The following is a 19,878-nucleotide window of genomic DNA, read 5'->3' as shown; positions in this document are numbered from 1 at the left end:
CTCATTCTTCCTTGCGCAGTACGCCGTGCACCACCTGATAGGTGAGCGGCAGGCCCCGCTCGGTGCGGCGCTGCTCGTAGGCCTCCATCAGCGCACGGATGCGCGCGGGGCCGGTGAGCCCGCCGGGGCGGCCGGGGTTGAGGTTGTGCGCACCGAGGTCCTTTAAAGAACGGCTCAGCTCGCGCAGGTCAGCGAAGTGCAGGGTCTTGGCGCGGCGCTCCAGCGTCAGCACCTGCAGGCCGCTCTCGGCGCACAGCGCCTGGTAATCCTCGAAACGGCGGAAACGGTTGACGTGGACGAAGCCATCCACCGCCTGCCAGCTATCGCGCAGCTCCTGCAAGGAGCCGACGCACAGACTGCTGAACGCCAGCACGCCGCCGGGACGCAGCACCCGCCGGGCCTCGGCCAGCACAGCGGCGAAATCGGCGCACCACTGCACGGCCAGGCTGGTGAAGATCAGGTCGAAGCTGGCATCACGCAGCGGCAGGTGCTCGGCATCGCCGGCAATGAAATGACCGGCGCCACCGAGCGGCCTGGCGTGACGCAGCATGCCCTCGGCCAGGTCGAGGGCCACGCCCTCGGCCTGCGGATAGCGCGCGCCCAGAGCGCGAGTGAAGTGTCCGGTGCCGCTGCCCAGGTCCAGCCAGCGCGCCGGTGCCAGATCCGGCAGATCGGCCAGCAGCTCGCCACCCACCTCGCGCTGCAACTCGGCGACGGCGTCGTAGCTGGCCGCCGCACGCGAGAACGACCCGGCCACCCGGCGCTTGTCCGGCAGGCCGCCGGTCACGGCCTCAGACATCGCCGACCTCGGTGATGAAGGCATGGATGGCGGCGGCCACCTCGTGCGGGCGCTCCAGGGGGAAGGCGTGACTGACTTCCTCGATCAGGCCCACCTCGATGTCCGGCTGCAACGCCAGCAACTCGCCGGCCACCTCGGCCGGCACCAGCGCATCGGCGCCGGCCAGCAGATGCAGTTGCGGCCCGGCGAAGCGTTGCAGAGCGCTGCGCCCATCGAAGTTGCCGAGCACTTCCAGCCCGGCCAGCAACACCTCGGGGGTCGCTTGCGGCGCGGCAGCCTGCAGCTGACGGGCCAGGCCGCGCCCCTCGCTGGAGCCCTGGGTGCAGAGCAGACTGAAACGCTTGAGGGTGGCGGTCGGATCAGAGCGACAGCCGTCGACGAAGGCGTTGAAGGTGCCCTCGTCCATGGCGAACGGCCAGTCCGGCCCGGCGACGAAACAGGGATTGCTGGCCAAGGTCAGCAGACCGCGGCAGCGCTCGCCACGCAGCGCAGCCAACTCGCTGGCGAGCATGCCGCCGAGTGACCAGCCACCCAGCCAGGTGTGTGGCGGCAGGCGCTCGTCCAGCTCCAGCAGCCAGTCGCGCGGCTCGCCGCGAGTCAGCTCGGGCAGCGCCTCGATCTCCACCTTGAGCGCCGGATCGAGGCCGCGCAGGGCCTCGGCCAACACCTCCAGCGGCAGGCTGCCCAGGCCCCAGCCCGGCAGCAGGATCAGATGATCACGCATGACGATTCACCAGCGGCCAGCACTCGGCCAGCGCCTCCAGCAGGCGCTCCAGCTGCGCCTCGCTGTGCGCAGCGGAGAGGGTCACGCGCAGGCGCGCGCTCCCGGCCGGAACGGTCGGCGGGCGGATGGCACCGACCAGCAGGCCGCGCTCCTTGAGCAGCGCGGAGAGCTGTAGGGCGCGCTCGCTGTCGCCGACCAGGATCGGCTGGATCGGGGTCGGGCTGTCCATCAGGCTCAGGCCGATCTCGGCCGCGCCGGCGCGGAAGCACGCGATCAACTTGTTCAGGTGTTCGCGGCGCCAGCCTTCCGTGCGCAGCAGCTCGAGGCTCTTCAGGCTGGCGCAGGCCACGGCCGGTGGCTGGCTGGTGGTGTAGATGTACGGACGGGCAAACTGGATCAGCGTCTCGACCAGCTCCTCGCTGCCGGCCACGAAGGCACCCGCAGTGCCGAAGGCCTTGCCCAGGGTGCCGACCAGCACCGGCACGTCATCCAGGCCCAGACCGAAGTGCTCGACCACGCCACCGCCGCCGGCGCCCAGCGGGCCGAAGCCGTGGGCGTCGTCGACCATCACCCAGGCGCCCTTGCTGCGTGCCTCGGCGCAGAGGCCGGGCAGGTCGGCCAGGTCGCCGTCCATGCTGAACACGCCGTCGGTCACCACCAGGGTATTGCCCTCGGCCCGCTCCAGGCGCTTGCTCAGGCTCACCGCGTCGTTGTGCAGGTAGCGCGAAAAGCGCGCGCCGCTGAGCAGGCCGGCATCCAGCAGCGAAGCGTGGTTGAGGCGATCCTCCAGCACCGTGTCGCCCTGCCCCACCAGCGCGGTGACGGCGGCCAGGTTGGCCATGTAGCCGGTGGAGAACAGCAGCGCCCGCGGGCGCCCGGTGAACTCGGCCAGTGCCTCCTCCAGCTCGTGGTGCGGTGTGCTGTGGCCGATGACCAGGTGCGAAGCACCGCCCCCCACGCCCCAGCGCTCGGCGCCAGCGCGCATGGCCGCGATCACCTCCGGGTGGTTGGCCAGGCCCAGGTAGTCGTTGGAGCAAAAGGCCAGCAGCTCGCGGCCATCGACGCGCACCTGCGGCCCCTGCGGCCCGTCCAGCAAGGGGCGCTGGCGGAACAGATGGGCGGCGCGGCGCTCGGCGAGGCGGGCGGAAAGATCGAAGGTCATGGGCAACACCAGAAGCCGGTGGACAACCCCATGCGGGTCATCCACCCGACGAAGAGAATCGGGGCCGGCGCGAGGTGGATGGCTGGGCGCTCATCCACCGCACGACGCATCAGACCGCCGCGTCGTAGAACAGTTGGGAATCGCGCTGCTCGACCAAGGCCTGCTCGATGGCGGCCTGATGCACTTCGTCGGAGTGCTCTTCGCGCTCTTCCGGCTTGATGCCGAGGCGGGCGAACAGCTGCATGTCCTTGTCGGCCTGCGGGTTCTTGGTGGTCAGCAGCTTCTCGCCGTAGAAGATCGAGTTGGCGCCGGCGAAGAAGGCCAGGGCCTGCATCTGCTCGTTCATCGCCTCGCGGCCGGCGGACAGGCGCACGTGGGACTTCGGCATCATGATCCGCGCCACGGCGAGCATGCGGATGAAGTCGAACGGGTCGACGTCCTTCTCACCGGCCAGCGGCGTGCCCTCAACCTTGACCAGCATGTTGATCGGCACCGATTCCGGATGCTCCGGCAGGTTGGCCAGCTGGATCAGCAGGCCGGCGCGGTCGTCCAGCGACTCGCCCATGCCGAGGATGCCGCCGGAGCAGATCTTCATCCCCGCATCGCGCACGTAGGCCAGGGTCTGCAGGCGCTCGCTGTAGGTGCGGGTGGTGATGATGTTGCCGTAGAACTCCGGCGAGGTATCGAGGTTGTGGTTGTAGTAGTCGAGGCCGGCCTCAGCCAGGGCGCGGGTCTGCTCCTGGTCGAGCTTGCCGAGGGTCATGCAGGTTTCCAGTCCCAGGGCCTTCACGCCCTCGACCATCTTCAATACGTAGGGCATGTCCTTGGCCGACGGGTGCTTCCACGCCGCTCCCATACAGAAGCGGGTGGAGCCGATAGCCTTGGCCTCGGCAGCCGCCTCCAGCACCTTCTGCACTTCCATCAGCTTCTGCTTGTCCAGGCCGGTGTTGTAGTGGCCGGACTGCGGGCAGTACTTGCAGTCCTCGGGGCAGGCGCCGGTCTTGATCGACAGCAGGGTCGAGACCTGCACGCGGTTGGCGTCGAAATGCGCGCGGTGCACGGTCTGGGCCTGGAACAGCAGGTCGTTGAACGGCTGCTCGAACAGCGCCTTCACCTCGGCGAGGGACCAATCGTGACGGGTGACGGAAGCGATACTGGCGCTCATGGGGTATTCCTTGTTCTAGGCTGTGCAACACGGCTGCGAGGCATAGTCAAAGGAAGGACCATGCGCTGTCAACCACTCACGGACAATACGGTTTACATCTGGACAAAAAACAAACAACAGTGCCTGCTATGCACCGACACAGCGGATACCGAGCATCCGCTGTGCAGCGCCTGCGAGGCCGAGCTGCCCTGGCTCGGCGGACATTGCAGCATCTGCGCCCTGCCGTTGCCGGCCGAGGGACTGACCTGTGGTGAATGCCAGCGCCGGCCACCGCCCTTCAGCCGGGTCGAGGCAGCCTGGCGCTATGCCTTCCCGCTCGACAGCCTGATTACCGGCTTCAAACACCAGGCACACTGGCCCATGGGACGTCTGCTGGCCGGGTTGCTGTCACATCATCTGCAACACGCTTTCGCCGAGGGGCTACCGCCGCCCGACCTGCTGCTGCCGGTACCGCTGGGGCGCAAGCGTCTGCGCAGCCGCGGCTTCAACCAGGCCGAGATGCTCGCCACCTGGCTGTCCGCCAGCCTGCAACTGCCGCAGCAGCGCGACTGGCTGCTGCGCCAGCAGGAAGGCGCCCACCAGCAACAACTGGACGCCGCGGCGCGCCGGCGCAACCTGCGTCAGGCCTTCGCCCTCGCCACTGGCGCCGAGGTGCAGGGCCGGCATATCGCCCTGATCGACGACGTACTGACCACCGGGGCCACGGCCGCAGCGCTGGCGCGCCTGCTGCTCGGCGCCGGCGCGGCCCGCGTGGATGTCTACTGCCTGGCCCGCACACCCAAGCCGGGCGATTGACGACCCGCGGCGGCTCACGCATCGTGCGCCGCTCCACAGCCAAACCCGTTGCGCACCGCCATGAGCCTGCTGACCACCCTCGCCCAACACATCGCCCGCCGCCCGCAACGCATCGCCCTGCTGCAACAGGTCGCGCAGCAGGGCTCGATCACCCGCGCGGCCAAGGCCGCCGGGCTCAGCTACAAGGCGGCCTGGGATGCCATCGACGAGCTCAACAACCTGGCCGGGCGGCCGCTGGTGGAGCGCAGCGTCGGCGGCAAGGGTGGCGGCGGCGCACGGCTGTCGGCCACCGGCGAGCGCCTGCTGCAGTTGTACCAGCGCCTGGAACAGCTGCAGACGCAGTTTCTCGACGCCGCCGAGCAGGGCGAAGACCTGGCCCTGCTCGGCCGCCTGATGCTGCGCACCAGTGCGCGCAACCAGCTTAGCGGACGGGTCGCGGCCATCCACGCCCAGGGCCGCAACGATCTGATCGAGATCGCTCTGGACGATGATAACCGTCTGCAGGCGCAGATCACCCACGACAGTACCGAGCGTCTCGAACTGAGCATCGGCAGCCCGGTGATCGCCCTGTTCAAGGCCGGCTGCCTGCAACTGGGCGAGCCCGGCCCCGACGCGCTGACGGGCGAGGTCGAGCAGGTTCTGGAGGATGGCGACGGCCCCTGCGAGGTGCGCATCGCCCTGCGCGGCGGCCAGCGCCTGTGCGCCCTGGTCGAGGCTAGGCAACTGCGCGCCCTCGACCTCGCGCCCGGGCGCCCGGTGCATGCGCGGGTCAACGCCGCCCAGGTCCTGCTGGGCACGACGACCTAACGCGACCCCGCCGAGCAGTTACACTGGGCGCCTGACTTCGGAGCGCCCCATGTCCCATCCCTTCGCCACCCTCACCCCCGACCTGGTTCTCGACGCCGTCGAGAGCCTCGGCTACCTCAGCGACGCCCGCGTGCTGGCACTGAACAGCTACGAGAACCGCGTCTACCAGGTGGGCATCGAGGACGGCGAGCCGCTGATTGCCAAGTTCTACCGCCCCGCCCGCTGGAGCGATGCGGCGATTCGCGAGGAACACAGCTTCAGCCATGAGCTGGCCGAGTGCGAAGTGCCGGTGGTGGCGCCGCTGCTGCGCGATGGCGAGAGCCTGTTCGAACACGCCGGCTTCCGCTTCGCCCTGTTCCCCCGCCGCGGCGGCCGCGCGCCGGAGCCGGGCAACCTGGACCAGCTGTACAGCCTCGGCCAGCTGCTCGGCCGCCTGCATGCGGTGGGCGCCAGCCGCCCGTTCGAGCATCGCGAGACGCTGGCGGTGGACAACTTCGGCCACGCCTCGCTGGCCACCCTGCTGGAAGGCGACTTCGTCCCGCGCAGCCTGTTGCCGGCCTACGAGTCGGTGGCGCGCGACCTGCTTAAGCGCCTCGACGAGCTGTTCGCCCGCGTGCGCTACACGCCGATCCGCCTGCATGGCGACTGCCACCCGGGCAACCTGCTGCACCGCGACGACGCCTTCCACATCGTCGACCTCGACGACTGCCGCAGCGGCCCAGCGGTGCAGGACCTGTGGATGATGCTCGCCGGCGACCGTCAGGAGCGCCTCGGTCAGCTGTCGGAGCTGATGGATGGCTATCAGGAATTCCACGACTTCGACGCCCGCGAACTGCCGCTGATCGAAGGGCTGCGCGCCCTGCGCCTGATGCACCACAGCGCCTGGATCGCCCGGCGCTGGGACGACCCGGCATTCCCCCTGGCCTTCCCCTGGTTCGCCAACGAGCGCTACTGGGGCGACCAGATCTTGGCCCTGCGCGAGCAGCTGGCGGCGCTGGATGAAGAGCCGCTGCGCCTGTTCTGATGCACCTGGCGCAGCAGGCGCAGACGCGAGCGAAGCGGCAGAATGCCGAACTAGCGTCTTCACTTGCTCAGACGCCCGGGCGGGTTATCGTGGCCCGGCCGGGATGTGCGTGCCGGCGAGCATTCACTCAGCGAATGCCCGCCTCAAGGAGCCTCGATGATTAGCCCCGCAAAAGCTGCAGAGAGCATTCGCAGCCTCTGGATCGGCGCCGACCTGCCGCTGATAGGCCGCCGCCGCGAGCGGCGCATGCGCCTGCTGGCCGGTCTGTTGATGGTCGCTATGGGCTGCGTCTGGGGCATCGTCTTCAGCCTGCGCGGCTCCTGGGCCATCGTTCTGATGGACCTGGCCCTGATCCTCAGCGGGCTCGGCGTGCTCGCCCTGAGCCTCAAGCACCACCCACGCACCGCCAACCTGCTGCTGTTCGCCACGCTGATCCTGGTCATCGTCGGCTCCACCCTGGTGCTGGATGCGCCCACCGCGGCAGCGCCCCGCGCCACCCATCTCTACCTGCTGCCATTGGCGGTGGCCGCGGTGATGGCCTTCCGCGACGAGCCGCTGTGGCTGCGCCATGGCGTGACTCTGGTCTGCCTGACCTTGTTCGCCTGCCTGGCTGCCTCGCCCTGGAGCCCGCTGCGCGAATACAACCTGCCCGATCCGTTGCGCAGCGTCGGCTCCTGGGTACAGAGCCTGGCCGCGATGGCGATGCTGTTCATGCTGCTGCACATCCTGCAGACCGATGCGGTGGAGCGCCTGCAGCTGGATCAGGAACTGCGCACCGCCCTGCAGGAGGAGCAATTCGTCCTGCATTACCAGCCGCAGCTGGACATCCACGGCCGAGTGTTCGGCGCCGAAGTGCTGCTGCGCTGGCAGCACCCGCAGCGCGGGCTGCTGCCGCCGGGGCACTTCATCGAGCATGCAGAGAAGACCGGCTTCATCATCCCGCTGGGTGCCTGGGTGCTGCGCAAGACCTGCGCGCAACTGCAGGCCTGGAGCGCCGATCCGGCATTCAATGACCTGCAGCTGGCAGTCAACATCAGCCAGAACCAGATGCGCCAGGCCGCCTTCGTGCCCGAACTGCTCGCCATCCTCGACGGCCAGCCGCACATCGCCCAGCACCTGGAGCTGGAGCTGACCGAGACGCTGATCATCCGCGATGTCGCCGAGCTGACCGCCAAGATGGCCACCCTGGTGGAACACGGCGTGCGCTTCTCCCTGGACGACTTCGGCACCGGCTTCTCCTCGCTGGCGCACCTGAAGAACCTGCCGCTGAGCAAGCTGAAGATCGACCGCTCGTTCGTCAGCGACGTGCTCACCGATGACAGCAGCAAGGCCATCGTGCGCACCGTCATCACTCTGGGCCAGAGCCTGGGCATGAGTGTGGTGGCCGAGGGCGTGGAAACGCCGCAACAGCAGCGCTTCCTGCTGGAGCACGGCTGCACGCAGTTCCAGGGCTACCTGTTCAGCAAGCCACTGCCGCTCGAGACTTTCGTGGCCTTTGTCCGCCAGCACGGCATGCCAAAGCAAAGCTGATCGGACAGACAAGCTGCGGCCGCCGGCCTAGAATCGGAAGCCTTTAGTTAGCTGCCTATGTACCAAGGAATTCCATGTCCACCGCCCACCCAAGCCGCGGCTATACCCTCGGCATCGCCGCCTACCTGATCTGGGGCCTGTTCCCGCTGTACTTCAAGGCCATCCAGAGCGTACCGGCGCTGGAGATCATCTCGCATCGGGCCATCTGGTCCGCGCTGTTCGGCGCCCTGCTGCTGATGCTGTGGAAGCACCCCGGCTGGTGGCGCGAGCTGCGCGACAACCCCAAGCGCCTCGCCGTGCTGACCGGCAGCGGCCTGCTGATCGCCAGCAACTGGCTGGTCTACGTCTGGGCGGTGAACAACGGGCGCATGCTCGAGGCCAGCCTGGGCTACTACATCAACCCGCTGATCAACGTGCTGCTCGGCATGTTGCTGCTCGGCGAGCGCCTGCGCCGCCTGCAATGGGCCGCCGTTGGCCTGGCGGCGCTGGGCGTGCTGCAGCAGGTATGGCAGGTCGGCAGCATCCCCTGGGTGTCGCTGGTACTGGCGCTGACCTTCGGCTTCTATGGCCTGATCCGCAAGCAGGCGCCGGTAGCCGCCCTGCCCGGCCTGGTAGTGGAAACCTGGCTGCTGCTACCGCTGGCGCTCGGCTGGCTGCTCCTGCACCCGGCGTCGGTCAGCACCCAGGCCGACTTCTGGAGCAGCAGCGAGGCGCTCTGGCTGGTCGCCGCCGGCCCCATCACCCTGGTGCCGCTGCTGTGCTTCAACGCCGCCGCGCGCCACCTGCCCTACACCACGCTCGGCTTCCTGCAGTACATCGCGCCTACCCTGGTACTGCTGCAGGCGGTCCTGCTGTTCGGCGAAACGCTGGAACCGAGCAAGATGCTGTCCTTCGCCTGCATCTGGGCCGCGCTGCTGATCTACAGCCTGGACATCTGGCTGGGCCTGCGTCGGCGCGGACAAACCGCCTAGAAAACGCTCAGTTCGAGCGAAGCCGCGTCGGCGCTGGGCTGGCGCGGTTATTCCCAACCTTTTCCACAGCTTCATCCCCAGGCTTTGTGCACAAGCTGCAGCGGCCTGTGCATTTCCTGAGCGCTACGACAGAATCCGCGCCAGCCGTGGCCTGCGCCGGCTTCCCCCCAGATTACCCACAGGTCTTTCCCCGGTTTGCGGGGATATCCCGACGGCGTTTCCCCACAACGGTTATCCACCGCACGCCACAAGCCTTCTGATGACCGAAAAAGTCGTTCCCGTCGCGCCCTTCCGGGCTGACGCAAGAAGCCCTGCCCCTCTGCATGCAATCTCACCCGCACCTGCCGGATTTCTGAACAGTCCGCCGCAGGCCGTGCCGCAGTATGCGTGCAGTATCCGTCCCCCAGCCTGTCCACAGGAAACTCCACAGTTTCCGGGGATAGTCTGGAGCCGGCGCAGCGCTGGCCGATTTTCACCCAGCAGCCGCAATGCCCCGGCAGACGGGGCGCGCAGGCGATCATCCCCAGGCTACCCACAGACTCATCCACGTCACTTGTGCACAAGCCGGCACGGCCTGTTGATTTTCTGAACGACGGCCTACAACCCTTGCACTACAGGGCCTGCAGCCTCATCCCCCCAGCCTGCCCACAGATCCTTCCACAGCTTCCGTGGATATCATTGAGAGCGAGAGATAGGGGCTGTGCACGACATTGCACCGTGCAGCCAAACGCAGCGCTGTCGGTTTTCTGAGCGGCCCCCTCTAGCGCCCGTCCTGCATGGCCTGCAGCGGTAGCCCCCCAGCTAACCCACAGATTCATCCACAGCTTTGGTGGATATCCACCGCGGCAAAGCTGCGTGAAATCTGCACAGCTGGCGCTAGGCCAGGCGGGCCGTGGCATGGCCGGTTCTATCCCCAGGCCAGCCACAGATCCATCCCCGCTATTTGTGCACAAGCCATTGAATATGCGGGATTTTTAACCAGGCATGAAAAAGCCCCGGGGCACTAGGTCGTGCGCCGGGGCTCCCCAGACTATCCACAGCTTCACCCCCGCATTCTGGGGATCATTCCTCGCTGCGCAGGTTCAGCTCCACCATCAGGTCGTCGGCCAGGTTCTCCAGCCTGTCGCGCAGCAGGTCCAGCGACAGGGTCAGGGGCACCGCCAGCAGAGCCTCGGCATGGAACAGCGGCTCGCTGCTCATCGGCGCCGGTGCTACCTCGGTGGTCAGGCTCTCCAGGTTGATGCCCTGTTCGGCCAGCAGGCGGGTGATGTCACGGACGATGCCCGGGCGGTCGTTGCCAACCAGGTCGAGGTGGATCGGCTTCCAGGTGCATACCGGGTCGATGCCGCTCTCGGCCACCAGCACGCGAATGCCATGGCTGTTCAGTGCCTGCAGGCCGTCGACCAGTTCGTCGTAGCCCTCGGCCGGCACCGCTACCTTGAGGATGCCGGCGAACTGCCCGGCCATGCGTGACATGCGGCTCTCCAGCCAGTTGCCGCCGTGGGCGGCGATGCACTGGGCAATGCGTTCGACCAGGCCGGGCTGGTCGGGGGCGATGACGGTGAGTACCAGATGATCCACGAGCAACTCCTTGGGTTCAGGGCTTCAGACCGAGCCGGGCAGGCCGAGCCAATAGGTATAGAACACCTCATCGCGCACATAGCCAAGCTTTTCATAGAGCGCCTGGCCGGCGTGGTTGTCCTTCGCCGTTTCCAGCTGCAGGCCGCAGGCGCCGGTGGCCTCGGCATGCGCGCGGGCCGCATTCATCAGCCGTTCGGCCAGCCCCTGGCGACGCGCGGCAGGCGCCACGAACAGGTCACTCAGCAGCCAGGCCGGCGCCAGCTGCAGCGAGGCGAAGAAGGCATACAGCTGCACGAAGCCCTGCGCGTTGCCCTGCTCGTCACGGGCCAGCAGCAGCACCGAATCGCCCCGCTCCAGGCGCTGCGCCAGGAAGGCGCGCACGGCCTCCTCTTCATACGCGCGCTGGTAGAACTTCAGATAGCCGCAGAACAGCGGCAGCAGCACGTCCAGATCATCCCGGGTGGTAAGCGTTATCGGCATTGGTTTTCTCCCTGAAACCCACAGCATAGATGGTGCGGCGCGGCGCCACAGCAGCGCCGCCCGAACAATTGTGTACTCTTTAAAGTTTTATCTGGAACAATTATTGGATTTCCTGAGAACATATTAGGCGCTACGTGACTGATATGTGCATTTCGGTCTATCCGCGACGCAACTCGCCTGATTTTTCCCGCAGCTTCATGTAGTATTCCGCGGCTCGAACTACATGGCGTCCCGCCTGGTTCCGAGCTGGTCCTGAGCAGAGTGAGGCAAGCAATGACTGTACGCGTTCAAGTTGGTGGTCTGCAGGTCGCCAAAGCCCTTTACGACTTCATCAACAATGAAGCCATTCCCGGTACTGGCCTAGATGCCGCCAAGTTCTGGACCGGCGCCGAAGCCGTGATCAATGAACTGGCTCCGAAGAACCGCGCCCTGCTGGCCAAACGCGACGACCTGCAAGCCCAGATCGACGCCTGGCACCAGGCTCGCAAGGGCCAGGCCCATGATGCCGCAGCCTACAAGAGCTTCCTCCAGGAAATCGGTTACCTGCTGCCCGAGCCGGCCGACTTCCAGGCCACCACCCAGAACGTCGACGACGAAATCGCCCGCCTGGCCGGCCCGCAGCTGGTAGTGCCGGTGATGAACGCGCGTTTCGCCCTGAACGCCTCCAACGCCCGCTGGGGCTCGCTGTACGATGCCCTCTACGGCACCGACGTGATCAGCGAAGATAACGGCGCCGAGAAGGGCAAGGGCTACAACAAGGTTCGCGGTGACAAGGTGATCGCCTTCGCCCGCGCCTTCCTCGACGAGGCCGCCCCGCTGGAAGGCGCTTCCCACGTCGACGCCACTGCTTATGTAGTGAACAACGGCCAACTGGCCGTGACCCTGAAGAACGGCAGCACCGCCGGCCTGAAGGACGCTGCCCAGTTCGTCGCCTTCCAGGGCGAGGCCGCCGCGCCTGTCGCCGTGCTGCTGAAGAACAACGGCCTGCACTTCGAGATCCAGATCGACGCCACCAGCAACATCGGCCAGACCGATGCCGCCGGCGTGAAGGACGTGCTGATGGAGTCCGCGCTGACCACCATCATGGACTGCGAAGACTCCGTGGCCGCCGTCGATGCCGACGACAAGGTCGTGGTCTACCGCAACTGGCTGGGCCTGATGAAGGGCGACCTGGCTGAAGAAGTCAGCAAGGGCGGCAAGACCTTCACCCGCACCATGAACCCGGACCGCGTCTACACCAAGGCCGATGGTTCCGAGCTGACCCTGCACGGCCGCTCCATGCTGTTCGTGCGTAACGTCGGCCACCTGATGACCAACCCGGCCATCCTCGACGCCGCTGGCAACGAGATCCCGGAAGGTATCCAGGACGGTCTGTTCACCAGCCTGATCGCCATCCACAACCTGAATGGCAACACCAGCCGCAAGAACACCCGCACCGGCTCCGTGTACATCGTCAAGCCGAAGATGCACGGCCCGGAAGAAGTCGCCTTCGCCGGCGAGATCTTCTCCCGCGTCGAAGACGTCCTCGGCCTGCCGCGCAACACCCTGAAAGTCGGCATCATGGACGAAGAGCGCCGCACCACCGTCAACCTCAAGGCGTGCATCAAGGCCGCCAGCGAGCGCGTGGTGTTCATCAACACCGGCTTCCTCGACCGTACCGGTGACGAAATCCACACCTCCATGGAAGCCGGCGCCGTCGTGCGCAAGGCCGCCATGAAATCCGAGAAGTGGATCGGCGCCTACGAGAACAACAACGTCGACATCGGCCTGGCTACCGGCCTGCAGGGCAAAGCCCAGATCGGCAAAGGCATGTGGGCCATGCCCGACCTGATGGCCGCCATGGTCGAGCAGAAGATCATGCACCCGATGGCCGGCGCCAACACCGCCTGGGTACCGTCGCCGACCGCCGCCACCCTGCACGCCCTGCACTACCACAAGGTCGACGTGTTCGCTCGTCAGGCCGAACTGGCCAAGCGCACCCCGGCTTCCGTGGACGACATCCTGACCATCCCGCTGGCGCCCAACACCAACTGGACCGCCGAAGAGCTGCAGAACGAACTGGACAACAACTCCCAGGGCATTCTCGGCTACGTGGTGCGCTGGATCGACCAGGGCGTCGGCTGCTCCAAGGTGCCGGACATCAACGACGTCGGTCTGATGGAAGACCGCGCCACCCTGCGTATCTCCAGCCAGCTGCTGGCCAACTGGCTGCGCCACGGCGTAGTCACCGAGGAGCAGGTCGTCGAGAGTCTCAAGCGCATGGCCCCGGTGGTCGACCGCCAGAACGCCGGTGACGCCCTGTACCGTCCGCTGGCGCCGAACTTCGACAGCAACATCGCCTTCCAGGCCGCCCTGGAACTGGTGGTCGAAGGCACCAAGCAGCCGAACGGCTACACCGAGCCGGTCCTGCACCGTCGCCGCCGCGAGTTCAAGGCCGCCAACGGCCTTTGATACACGCAGATCAGGCGAAAGGAACCGCCCTCCGGGGCGGTTTTTTTATGCCTGAAAAAAGGGCGAAAGCACAAAGCTGCTTATCGGGATAACCCCAGGTTATGTACGCCTACGTGCACGCAAGCCGCCAAACACGGGGTTTGCGCCGATTTGCGCGGATGCCGCGACATAGAGCCCAGCGGCCGACCTCACCTTTGGCTATGGGCATAAGGATTTTTCAGAAGTCAGGGGCCCGGGGCTTACCTAGGATGCCCCGGCACCTGTCATCAGGCTGCAAAGAAGCGATGCGCCGCGCGGCGTGTGCCGCGGGCCTTCTTTGATCAGCAGGAGAGCTCCATGAAAAGAACAAAAACAGGCGCGGGGGCTATGCATCCCCACGCACTGGCATTGGCCGTGGCACTGGCAAGCGCGTCTTCGGCCCAGGCCGCCAGCTTCAACATTGGGGAGATCGAGGGCCGTCTGGATTCCTCGCTGTCGGTCGGCGCCAGCTGGTCGATGGCCGATGCCGACGACAAGTTCATCGGCGTGGCCAACGGCGGCACTGCCTCCACCCGCACCAGTGACGATGGCCGCCTGAACTTCAAGAAGGGCGAGACCTTCTCCAAGATCTTCAAGGGCGTGCACGACCTGCAGCTGAGCTACGGCGAGAGCGGCGTATTCCTGCGTGGCAAGTACTGGTACGACTTCGAGCTGAAGGACGAGCACCGCCTGCTCTATGACATCGATGACAGTGGCCGCGACAGCGCCGCACAGTCTTCCGGCTTCGAACTGCTGGACGCCTTCGCCTACCACAACTACCTGATCGGCGACCTGCCGGGCAGCGTGCGCGCCGGCAAGCAGGTTGTGAGCTGGGGCGAGAGCACCTTCATCCAGAACAGCATCAACGCCATCAACCCGGCCGACGCCGCATCCCTGCGCCGCCCGGGCTCGGAGATCAAGGAAGGCCTGATCCCGGTGAACATGCTGTACGTCGCCCAGGGCCTGACCGAGAACCTGTCCGCCGAGGCCTTCTACCAGATCGAATGGGAGAAGACCGTCCTCGACAACTGCGGCACCTTCTTCGGCGGCGACCCATCTCCCAAGGGCTGCAACTACGGCATGACCACCTACGGCAGCGACTACGATCGCGATCCGTCGGTCTATGGCTGGGTACCGCGCGGCAAGGATCGCGAGGCCCGTGACGGCGGCCAGTTCGGTGTGGCCCTGCGCTGGCTGGCACCGGAGCTGAACGACACCGAGTTCGGCTTCTACGCCATGAACTATCACAGCCGCACCCCGGAGAGCGTGTGGACCGGCGGCGCAGCGGACTTCAGCGCCGTCACCGGCGCGCCCGGCCCGGCCAGCGCCAGCTACTACCTGGACTACCCGGAAGACATCCGCCTGTACGGCGTGAGCTTCGCCACCACCCTGCCCGACGGCACGGCGCTGTCCGGCGAGATCAGCCACCGGCCGAACATGCCACTGGCACTCAACGGTACCGACGTCTCCACCTCGGCCAGCGTCAGCGGCCTGGTCAACGCGCTCGGCATCGATGGCCTGGCGATCTACGACAGCGGCTGGTCCAGCGCCGGGTACGGCAACCCGGTGCAGGGCTACAAGCGCATGCCCTTCAGCCAGGCCCAGGTCAGTGCCGTGCACACCTTCGACAACGTGCTGGGCGGCGACCGCCTGACCGTCATCGGCGAGGTGGGCTACAGCCATATCGGTGATCTCGGCGCCACCGACGGCAGCGACCTGCGCTTCGGCCGCAGCAGCGTCTACGGCTTCGGCCAGCTGCCGGACTACGCCTCCGCGCTGGGCCTGACCGGCAACCAGCTGTGCACCGAGTTGCTCAACACCGCCAACCCGGACCAGTGCACCAGCAAGGGCTTCTACACCCAGAACTCCTGGGGCTACCGCCTGCGCACCCAGCTGGACTTCAGCAACGCCATCGCCGGGGTAAACCTCAAGCCGAACCTGGCCTTCGCCCATGACGTCGAGGGCTACGGCCCGACGTTCACCGAAGGCAACAAGTCGGTGAGCGTTGGCCTGGATGCCGACTACATGTCCACCTACAACGCCAGCCTGAGTTACACCAACTACTTCGGCGGCGACTTCAACACCAACACCGACCGCGACTTCCTCGCCTTCAGCGTCGGCATGAGTTTCTGAGGTTTATGCACATGAAGTTTTCCCAGATCCATCTGCAACTGGTGCGCGCAGGCGCACTCGGCCTCGGCCTGCTCGCAGCAGGCCAGGCCCTGGCCGCGGTACCGGCCGACCAGATCGCCCGCCTCGGCAAGGACCTGACCCCGGTCGGCGCGGAAACCGCCGGCAATGCCGACGGCAGCATCCCCGCCTGGACCGGCGGCCTGGCCCAGAATGCCGGCCAGCGTGACGCCGACGGCTTCCTCAGCGACCCCTACGCCGCCGACCAGCCGCTGTTCACCATCACCGCGCAGACCGCCGAGCAGTACAAGGACAAGCTGACCCCCGGCCAGCTCGCCCTGTTCAAGCGCTACCCGGAGAGCTATCGCATCCCGGTCTACCCGACCCGTCGCTCGGTGACCATGCCCAAGCAGTACCTGGACACCAGCCGCCTGAACGCCGCCGATACCCAGCTCGCCGAAGGCGGCAACGGCCTGCAGAACTACCGCAGTGGCGGCCTGCCGTTCGCGGTACCGCAGAACGGCCTGGAAGTGGTGTGGAACCACATCGGTCGCTACCGCGGCCTGTCGTTCCAGCGCATGGTGGTGCAGGCCTCGCCGCAGACCAATGGCGCCTTCACCCCGAGTCTGATCAAGCAGCAGCTGGCCTACCCGGTCGGCCTCAGCGACTACGCCCCGGCGGAGATGGCCAACCTGCTGTACATGTACCGCGAGGAGTTCCTCTCCCCGGCGCGTCTGGCCGGTGGCGTGTTGCTGGTCCACGAGACCATCAACCAGGTCAAGGAACCGCGCATGGCCTGGCAGTACAACGCCGGCCAGCGTCGCGTGCGCCGCGCCCCGCAGATCGCCTACGACAGCCCCGGTGCCGAAGGCATGCGCACCATGGACGACTTCGACATGTTCAACGGCTCGCCGGATCGCTTCGACTGGCAGCTGGTGGGCAAGAAGGAGATCTACATCCCCTACAACAGCTACAAGCTGAGCTCGCCCAAGCTGAAGTACACCGACATCATCAAGCCGGGTCACCTCAACCCCGACCACACCCGCTACGAGCTGCACCGCGTGTGGCACCTGACCGCCACCCTGAAGCCGGGCCAGCGCCACATCTACTCGCGTCGTGACCTGTTCATCGACGAGGACAGCTGGCAGACCGCCGAGGCCGATGCCTATGACGGCCGCGGCCAACTGTGGCGCGTCTCCGAGGGCCACGCGACGTTCTTCTACGACCAGCAGACCCCGCAGTTCAGCGCCGAGACCCACTACGACGTGCTGTCCGGTCGCTACGCCGTCGGCGCGCTGTTCAACGAGCAGAAGAACGCCTACGACTTCGGCGTGAAGTACAGCCGCAAGCAGTTCACCCCCAACGCGCTGCGCGCCTCGGGCATTCGTTAATCTCCACGCAACACTCCACCTTGGCGGCCTCCGGGCCGCCGTTTTTTTATCTGTGGTTACACCGCCGGAGCCCGTGCCCGGCCCTTTTGTTTTACAGTCGCCCTTCCGTTCAACGAGCCCCGGCGTCGCCCATGAAGTTGCACCAGCTCCGTGCCATGCTCGCCATCAGCGAGAGTGGCAGCATCCAGGAGGCCTCGCGCCTGCTGCACATCTCCCAGCCGGCCCTGTCCAAGGGCATCAAGGAACTGGAAGCCGAACTCGGTGTGCCCCTGCTGGTGCGCTCCAATCGCGGGATCACGGTGACCGAGTTCGGCGAGCGCCTGGTACGCCGCGCGCGCCTGATCCTCGAGGAGGTGCGCCGCGCCCGCGAGGAAATCGACACGCTCAAGGGCGTGATGGATGGTCGCCTGTCGATCGGCGTATCGCCGGTCACCCCCGGCGCGCAGTTCATCAGCAGCCTCAGCCGCTACCGCAAGCGCTATCCCAAGGTGCAGGTGCAGATCCATGAACTGCGCCCGTCGAAGTTGATGGAAGGCCTGCGCGAGGGCCAGCTGGACCTGGTGCTGACCTCGCTGCCGGAGTCGCGCAGCGCCGACGGTTTCCACTGGACCGAGCTGTACGAGCAACCCGCCGTGCTGGCCGTGCGCAAGGGCCACCCGCTGCGCGGCGCACGTTCGCTGCGCGAGCTGGTCGGCGAGGAGTGGCTGCTGCAGGACTCCCTGGAGCTGTCCAAGGTCGGCATGATGTTCGTCGACAACCACATCGACTACCCGCAGAACGTCACCGAGTGCGCCTCGGTGGTGCTGTTCTCCGAGCTGGCGGTGAATACCGACGCGGTCAGCTACTGGTCGCAGCGCCTGCTGGAGCGCGTGCATGCCCTGGGCCAGGAGCTGGAGATCCTCGACATCGCCGAGAAGGTTCCGCCGATGAACATCTCCCTGGTCTGCCGCGACCAGGAGCTGATGACTCGCGAGGCCAAGGCCCTGGCCGACGAACTGGTGTACGCCTACAAGAGCCCGCACGCGCCCAAGCTGGGCGACTGATTCAGGCGTCGGCGTAGCGTGGCTGGCAGAGCACCTCGCTCTTCACCGAACTGGCGATAAAGCATTCCTCGTGCGCCTCGTGGTGCAGCGCATCGAGCTGTTCGCGGCTCGGCGCCGCGCCGGCGAAGCTCACCGCCGGGCGCAGGGTGACGCGGGTCATGGCCAGACGGCCCTCGGCGTTCTTGCCCATGCGGCCTTCGGCCTGGTCGCGATAGGCGTCCACCCGCCAGCCATCGCGCGCCGCCAGCGAAAGGAACCAGAGCATGTGGCAGCTGGACAGCGCAGCGACGAAGGCTTCCTCCGGGTCCACCGCATCCTCACGCGAGCCGGGCAGCGGTACCACGTGCGGCGAGGACGACGCCGGCACCTCCACGCCACCATCGAAACGCCACAGGTGGCCGCGGCTGTAGCGGTTGTCGAGGAAGTCCTGGTCGCCGCGCGACCAGAGGATTTCGGCGGTGTACGTGGCCATCGCGGCACTCCGCAGCAGAATGGCGGGCCAGCATAACCAAGCGGGTGCGACGGCGCACATAACCAAAGCCGATACACATGCGCAGAGGTGATTATCCGGCATCGCCCACCTGCGGCATGCTGCGTCACATCCTAGGCGGCACCATAAGGACAACTACATGCAGCTGATCCCGCAGATCCTGACCTGGCAGGATGAATTCGCGTCGATTCGCCGAGACATCCACCAGCATCCCGAACTGGCCTTCGAGGAGCAGCGCACCAGCCAACTGGTGGCCAGCCTGCTGCGCCAGTGGGGCTACGAGGTGCACGAGGGCATCGGCGGTACCGGTGTGGTTGGCGTGCTCAGCTGCGGCAACGGCAGCAAGCACATCGGCATCCGCGCCGACATGGACGCCCTGCCGATCCACGAGGAGAGTGGCGTACCGCACTGCAGCCGACATGCCGGCAAGATGCACGCCTGTGGCCACGACGGCCACACCGCCATCCTGCTCTGCGCGGCGCGCTACCTGGCCGAGACACGCGCCTTCGACGGCACCCTCAACCTGATCTTCCAGCCCGCCGAGGAAGGCCTGAGCGGCGCCAAGCGCATGATCGAGGACGGCCTGTTCGAACGCTTCCCGTGCGACGCGGTGTACGCGCTGCACAACATGCCCGGCCTGCCGGTCGGCATGTTCGTCACCCAGCCCGGCGCCATGAGCGCCTCGTCCGATGTAGTGACCATAAAGCTGATCGGCGTCGGCGGCCACGGCGCCATGCCGCACAAGGCCAAGGACCCGGTGGTGGCCGCCGCCGAACTGGTGCTCGCGCTGCAGAGCATCGTCGCGCGCAACGTGCCGGCCGGCGAAGTAGGCGTGGTCACGGTCGGCGCCATCCAGGCCGGTGAAGCGGCCAACGTGATTCCGGATGTCGCCACGCTCAAGCTCAGCGTGCGCTCGACCAACCCGGAGATCCGCAAGCTGCTGCGCAAGCGCATCACCGCGATCGCCCAGGGCGTGGCCCAGACCCACGACATCGAGCTGGACCTGCACTACGACGAGCGCATCGGCGTGCTGATGAATACACCGGCCGAGACCGCCCTGCTGCAACAGGTGGCACGCGAGATCAGCGGCGAGCAGGGCGTGCTGACCAGCGTGCCGAGCGGCTACCTGGGCAGCGAGGACTTCGCCTCCATGCTCGAGGTGCGCCCGGGCTGCTACATCGTCACCGGCAACGGCAACAGCGGGCCCAGCGGTTGCATGGTCCACAACCCCGGATACGACTTCAACGACCTGGCCATCCCCTTCGGCGCGAGCCTGTGGGTGCGCCTGGTGGAAACCTACCTGAGCGAGATCTGACT

Annotated in this window: 17 protein-coding genes; 10 read left to right on the top strand and 7 right to left on the bottom strand. The window is 66.7% G+C overall.

Going from position 1 to position 19,878, the window contains the following annotated elements; genetic code table 11:
• Position 1: 1 nt before the first annotated feature.
• The 4 genes from bioC to bioB form a co-directional block, all read right to left on the bottom strand.
• A complete protein-coding gene (bioC, locus tag PTT45_RS21005) occupies positions 2–799 on the bottom strand; it encodes a malonyl-ACP O-methyltransferase BioC (protein WP_273815936.1) in 798 nt (265 codons plus the stop codon).
• Positions 792–1,523, bottom strand: a complete 732-nt coding sequence (locus PTT45_RS21000; RefSeq protein ID WP_273815935.1) for an alpha/beta fold hydrolase — start codon at positions 1,521–1,523, stop codon at positions 792–794. The genes bioC and PTT45_RS21000 overlap by 8 nt, the downstream gene beginning before the upstream one ends.
• Complete coding sequence (gene bioF, locus PTT45_RS20995; protein WP_273815934.1) at positions 1,516–2,685, bottom strand: 8-amino-7-oxononanoate synthase; 1,170 nt, start codon at positions 2,683–2,685, stop codon at positions 1,516–1,518. Before bioF ends, PTT45_RS21000 begins: the two co-directional genes overlap by 8 nt.
• Positions 2,686–2,794: 109 nt before the next feature.
• Complete coding sequence (gene bioB / locus PTT45_RS20990) at positions 2,795–3,850, bottom strand: biotin synthase BioB (protein ID WP_043311075.1); 1,056 nt, start codon at positions 3,848–3,850, stop codon at positions 2,795–2,797.
• Between the two features lie 60 nt (positions 3,851–3,910).
• On the opposite strand from bioB, the gene PTT45_RS20985 reads away from it, so the two are divergent.
• From PTT45_RS20985 to rarD, 5 genes are all read left to right on the top strand, one after another.
• A complete protein-coding gene (locus PTT45_RS20985; protein WP_273815933.1) occupies positions 3,911–4,645 on the top strand; it encodes a ComF family protein in 735 nt (244 codons plus the stop codon).
• 60 nt (positions 4,646–4,705) lie between these two features.
• Positions 4,706–5,452, top strand: coding sequence for a TOBE domain-containing protein (locus PTT45_RS20980; protein WP_273815932.1), 747 nt, complete (start codon positions 4,706–4,708; stop codon positions 5,450–5,452).
• Positions 5,453–5,501: 49 nt separating this feature from the next.
• A complete protein-coding gene (locus tag PTT45_RS20975; RefSeq protein ID WP_273815931.1) occupies positions 5,502–6,476 on the top strand; it encodes a serine/threonine protein kinase in 975 nt (324 codons plus the stop codon).
• 156 nt (positions 6,477–6,632) lie between these two features.
• Positions 6,633–8,006: a putative bifunctional diguanylate cyclase/phosphodiesterase gene (locus tag PTT45_RS20970; RefSeq protein WP_273815930.1), complete on the top strand. Its 1,374-nt coding sequence runs from the start codon at positions 6,633–6,635 to the stop codon at positions 8,004–8,006.
• A 74-nt stretch (positions 8,007–8,080) separates the two neighbouring features.
• Positions 8,081–8,977 carry an EamA family transporter RarD gene (rarD, locus tag PTT45_RS20965; RefSeq protein ID WP_273815929.1) on the top strand — a complete coding sequence of 299 codons (897 nt, stop codon included), beginning with the start codon at positions 8,081–8,083 and terminating at the stop codon, positions 8,975–8,977.
• A gap of 1,062 nt (positions 8,978–10,039) precedes the next feature.
• Here the strand turns inward: rarD and PTT45_RS20960 are convergent.
• Together PTT45_RS20960 and PTT45_RS20955 are read right to left on the bottom strand one after the other, a co-directional pair.
• Positions 10,040–10,558 (bottom strand): glycine cleavage system protein R, encoded by a 519-nt coding sequence (locus tag PTT45_RS20960; RefSeq protein ID WP_273815928.1) that lies wholly within the window; start codon positions 10,556–10,558, stop codon positions 10,040–10,042.
• 24 nt (positions 10,559–10,582) lie between these two features.
• Entirely contained in the window at positions 10,583–11,038 is a 456-nt protein-coding gene (locus PTT45_RS20955; protein ID WP_273815927.1) for a GNAT family N-acetyltransferase, read from the bottom strand.
• A gap of 273 nt (positions 11,039–11,311) precedes the next feature.
• Here PTT45_RS20955 and PTT45_RS20950 point away from each other — a divergent pair, with 273 nt between their 5' ends.
• The 4 genes from PTT45_RS20950 to PTT45_RS20935 all read left to right on the top strand — a co-directional run bounded on the left by PTT45_RS20950 (position 11,312) and on the right by PTT45_RS20935 (position 18,071).
• Entirely contained in the window at positions 11,312–13,489 is a 2,178-nt protein-coding gene (locus PTT45_RS20950) for a malate synthase G (protein ID WP_273815926.1), read from the top strand.
• A 366-nt stretch (positions 13,490–13,855) separates the two neighbouring features.
• The gene (locus tag PTT45_RS20945) at positions 13,856–15,640 is read left to right on the top strand and encodes a DUF1302 domain-containing protein (RefSeq protein WP_273815925.1); all 1,785 of its coding nucleotides are present in this window, start codon (positions 13,856–13,858) and stop codon (positions 15,638–15,640) included.
• Between the two features lie 11 nt (positions 15,641–15,651).
• Positions 15,652–17,028, top strand: a complete 1,377-nt coding sequence (locus PTT45_RS20940; RefSeq protein WP_273815924.1) for a DUF1329 domain-containing protein — start codon at positions 15,652–15,654, stop codon at positions 17,026–17,028.
• A gap of 131 nt (positions 17,029–17,159) precedes the next feature.
• Entirely contained in the window at positions 17,160–18,071 is a 912-nt protein-coding gene (locus PTT45_RS20935; RefSeq protein ID WP_273815923.1) for a LysR family transcriptional regulator, read from the top strand.
• A gap of 1 nt (position 18,072) precedes the next feature.
• On the opposite strand, the gene PTT45_RS20930 is transcribed toward PTT45_RS20935, so the two are convergent.
• Complete coding sequence (locus PTT45_RS20930) at positions 18,073–18,543, bottom strand: OsmC family protein (protein WP_273815922.1); 471 nt, start codon at positions 18,541–18,543, stop codon at positions 18,073–18,075.
• A gap of 157 nt (positions 18,544–18,700) precedes the next feature.
• On the opposite strand from PTT45_RS20930, the gene PTT45_RS20925 reads away from it, so the two are divergent.
• A complete protein-coding gene (locus PTT45_RS20925; RefSeq protein ID WP_273815921.1) occupies positions 18,701–19,876 on the top strand; it encodes a M20 aminoacylase family protein in 1,176 nt (391 codons plus the stop codon).
• Positions 19,877–19,878: the final 2 nt, after the last annotated feature.

Source organism: Pseudomonas sp. Gutcm_11s (assembly GCF_028649395.1).
Classification (GTDB): Bacteria; Pseudomonadota; Gammaproteobacteria; order Pseudomonadales; family Pseudomonadaceae; genus Aquipseudomonas.
The sequence above is the reverse complement of the archived record's forward strand: the minus strand, read 5'-3'. Positions and strand labels throughout refer to the sequence as shown.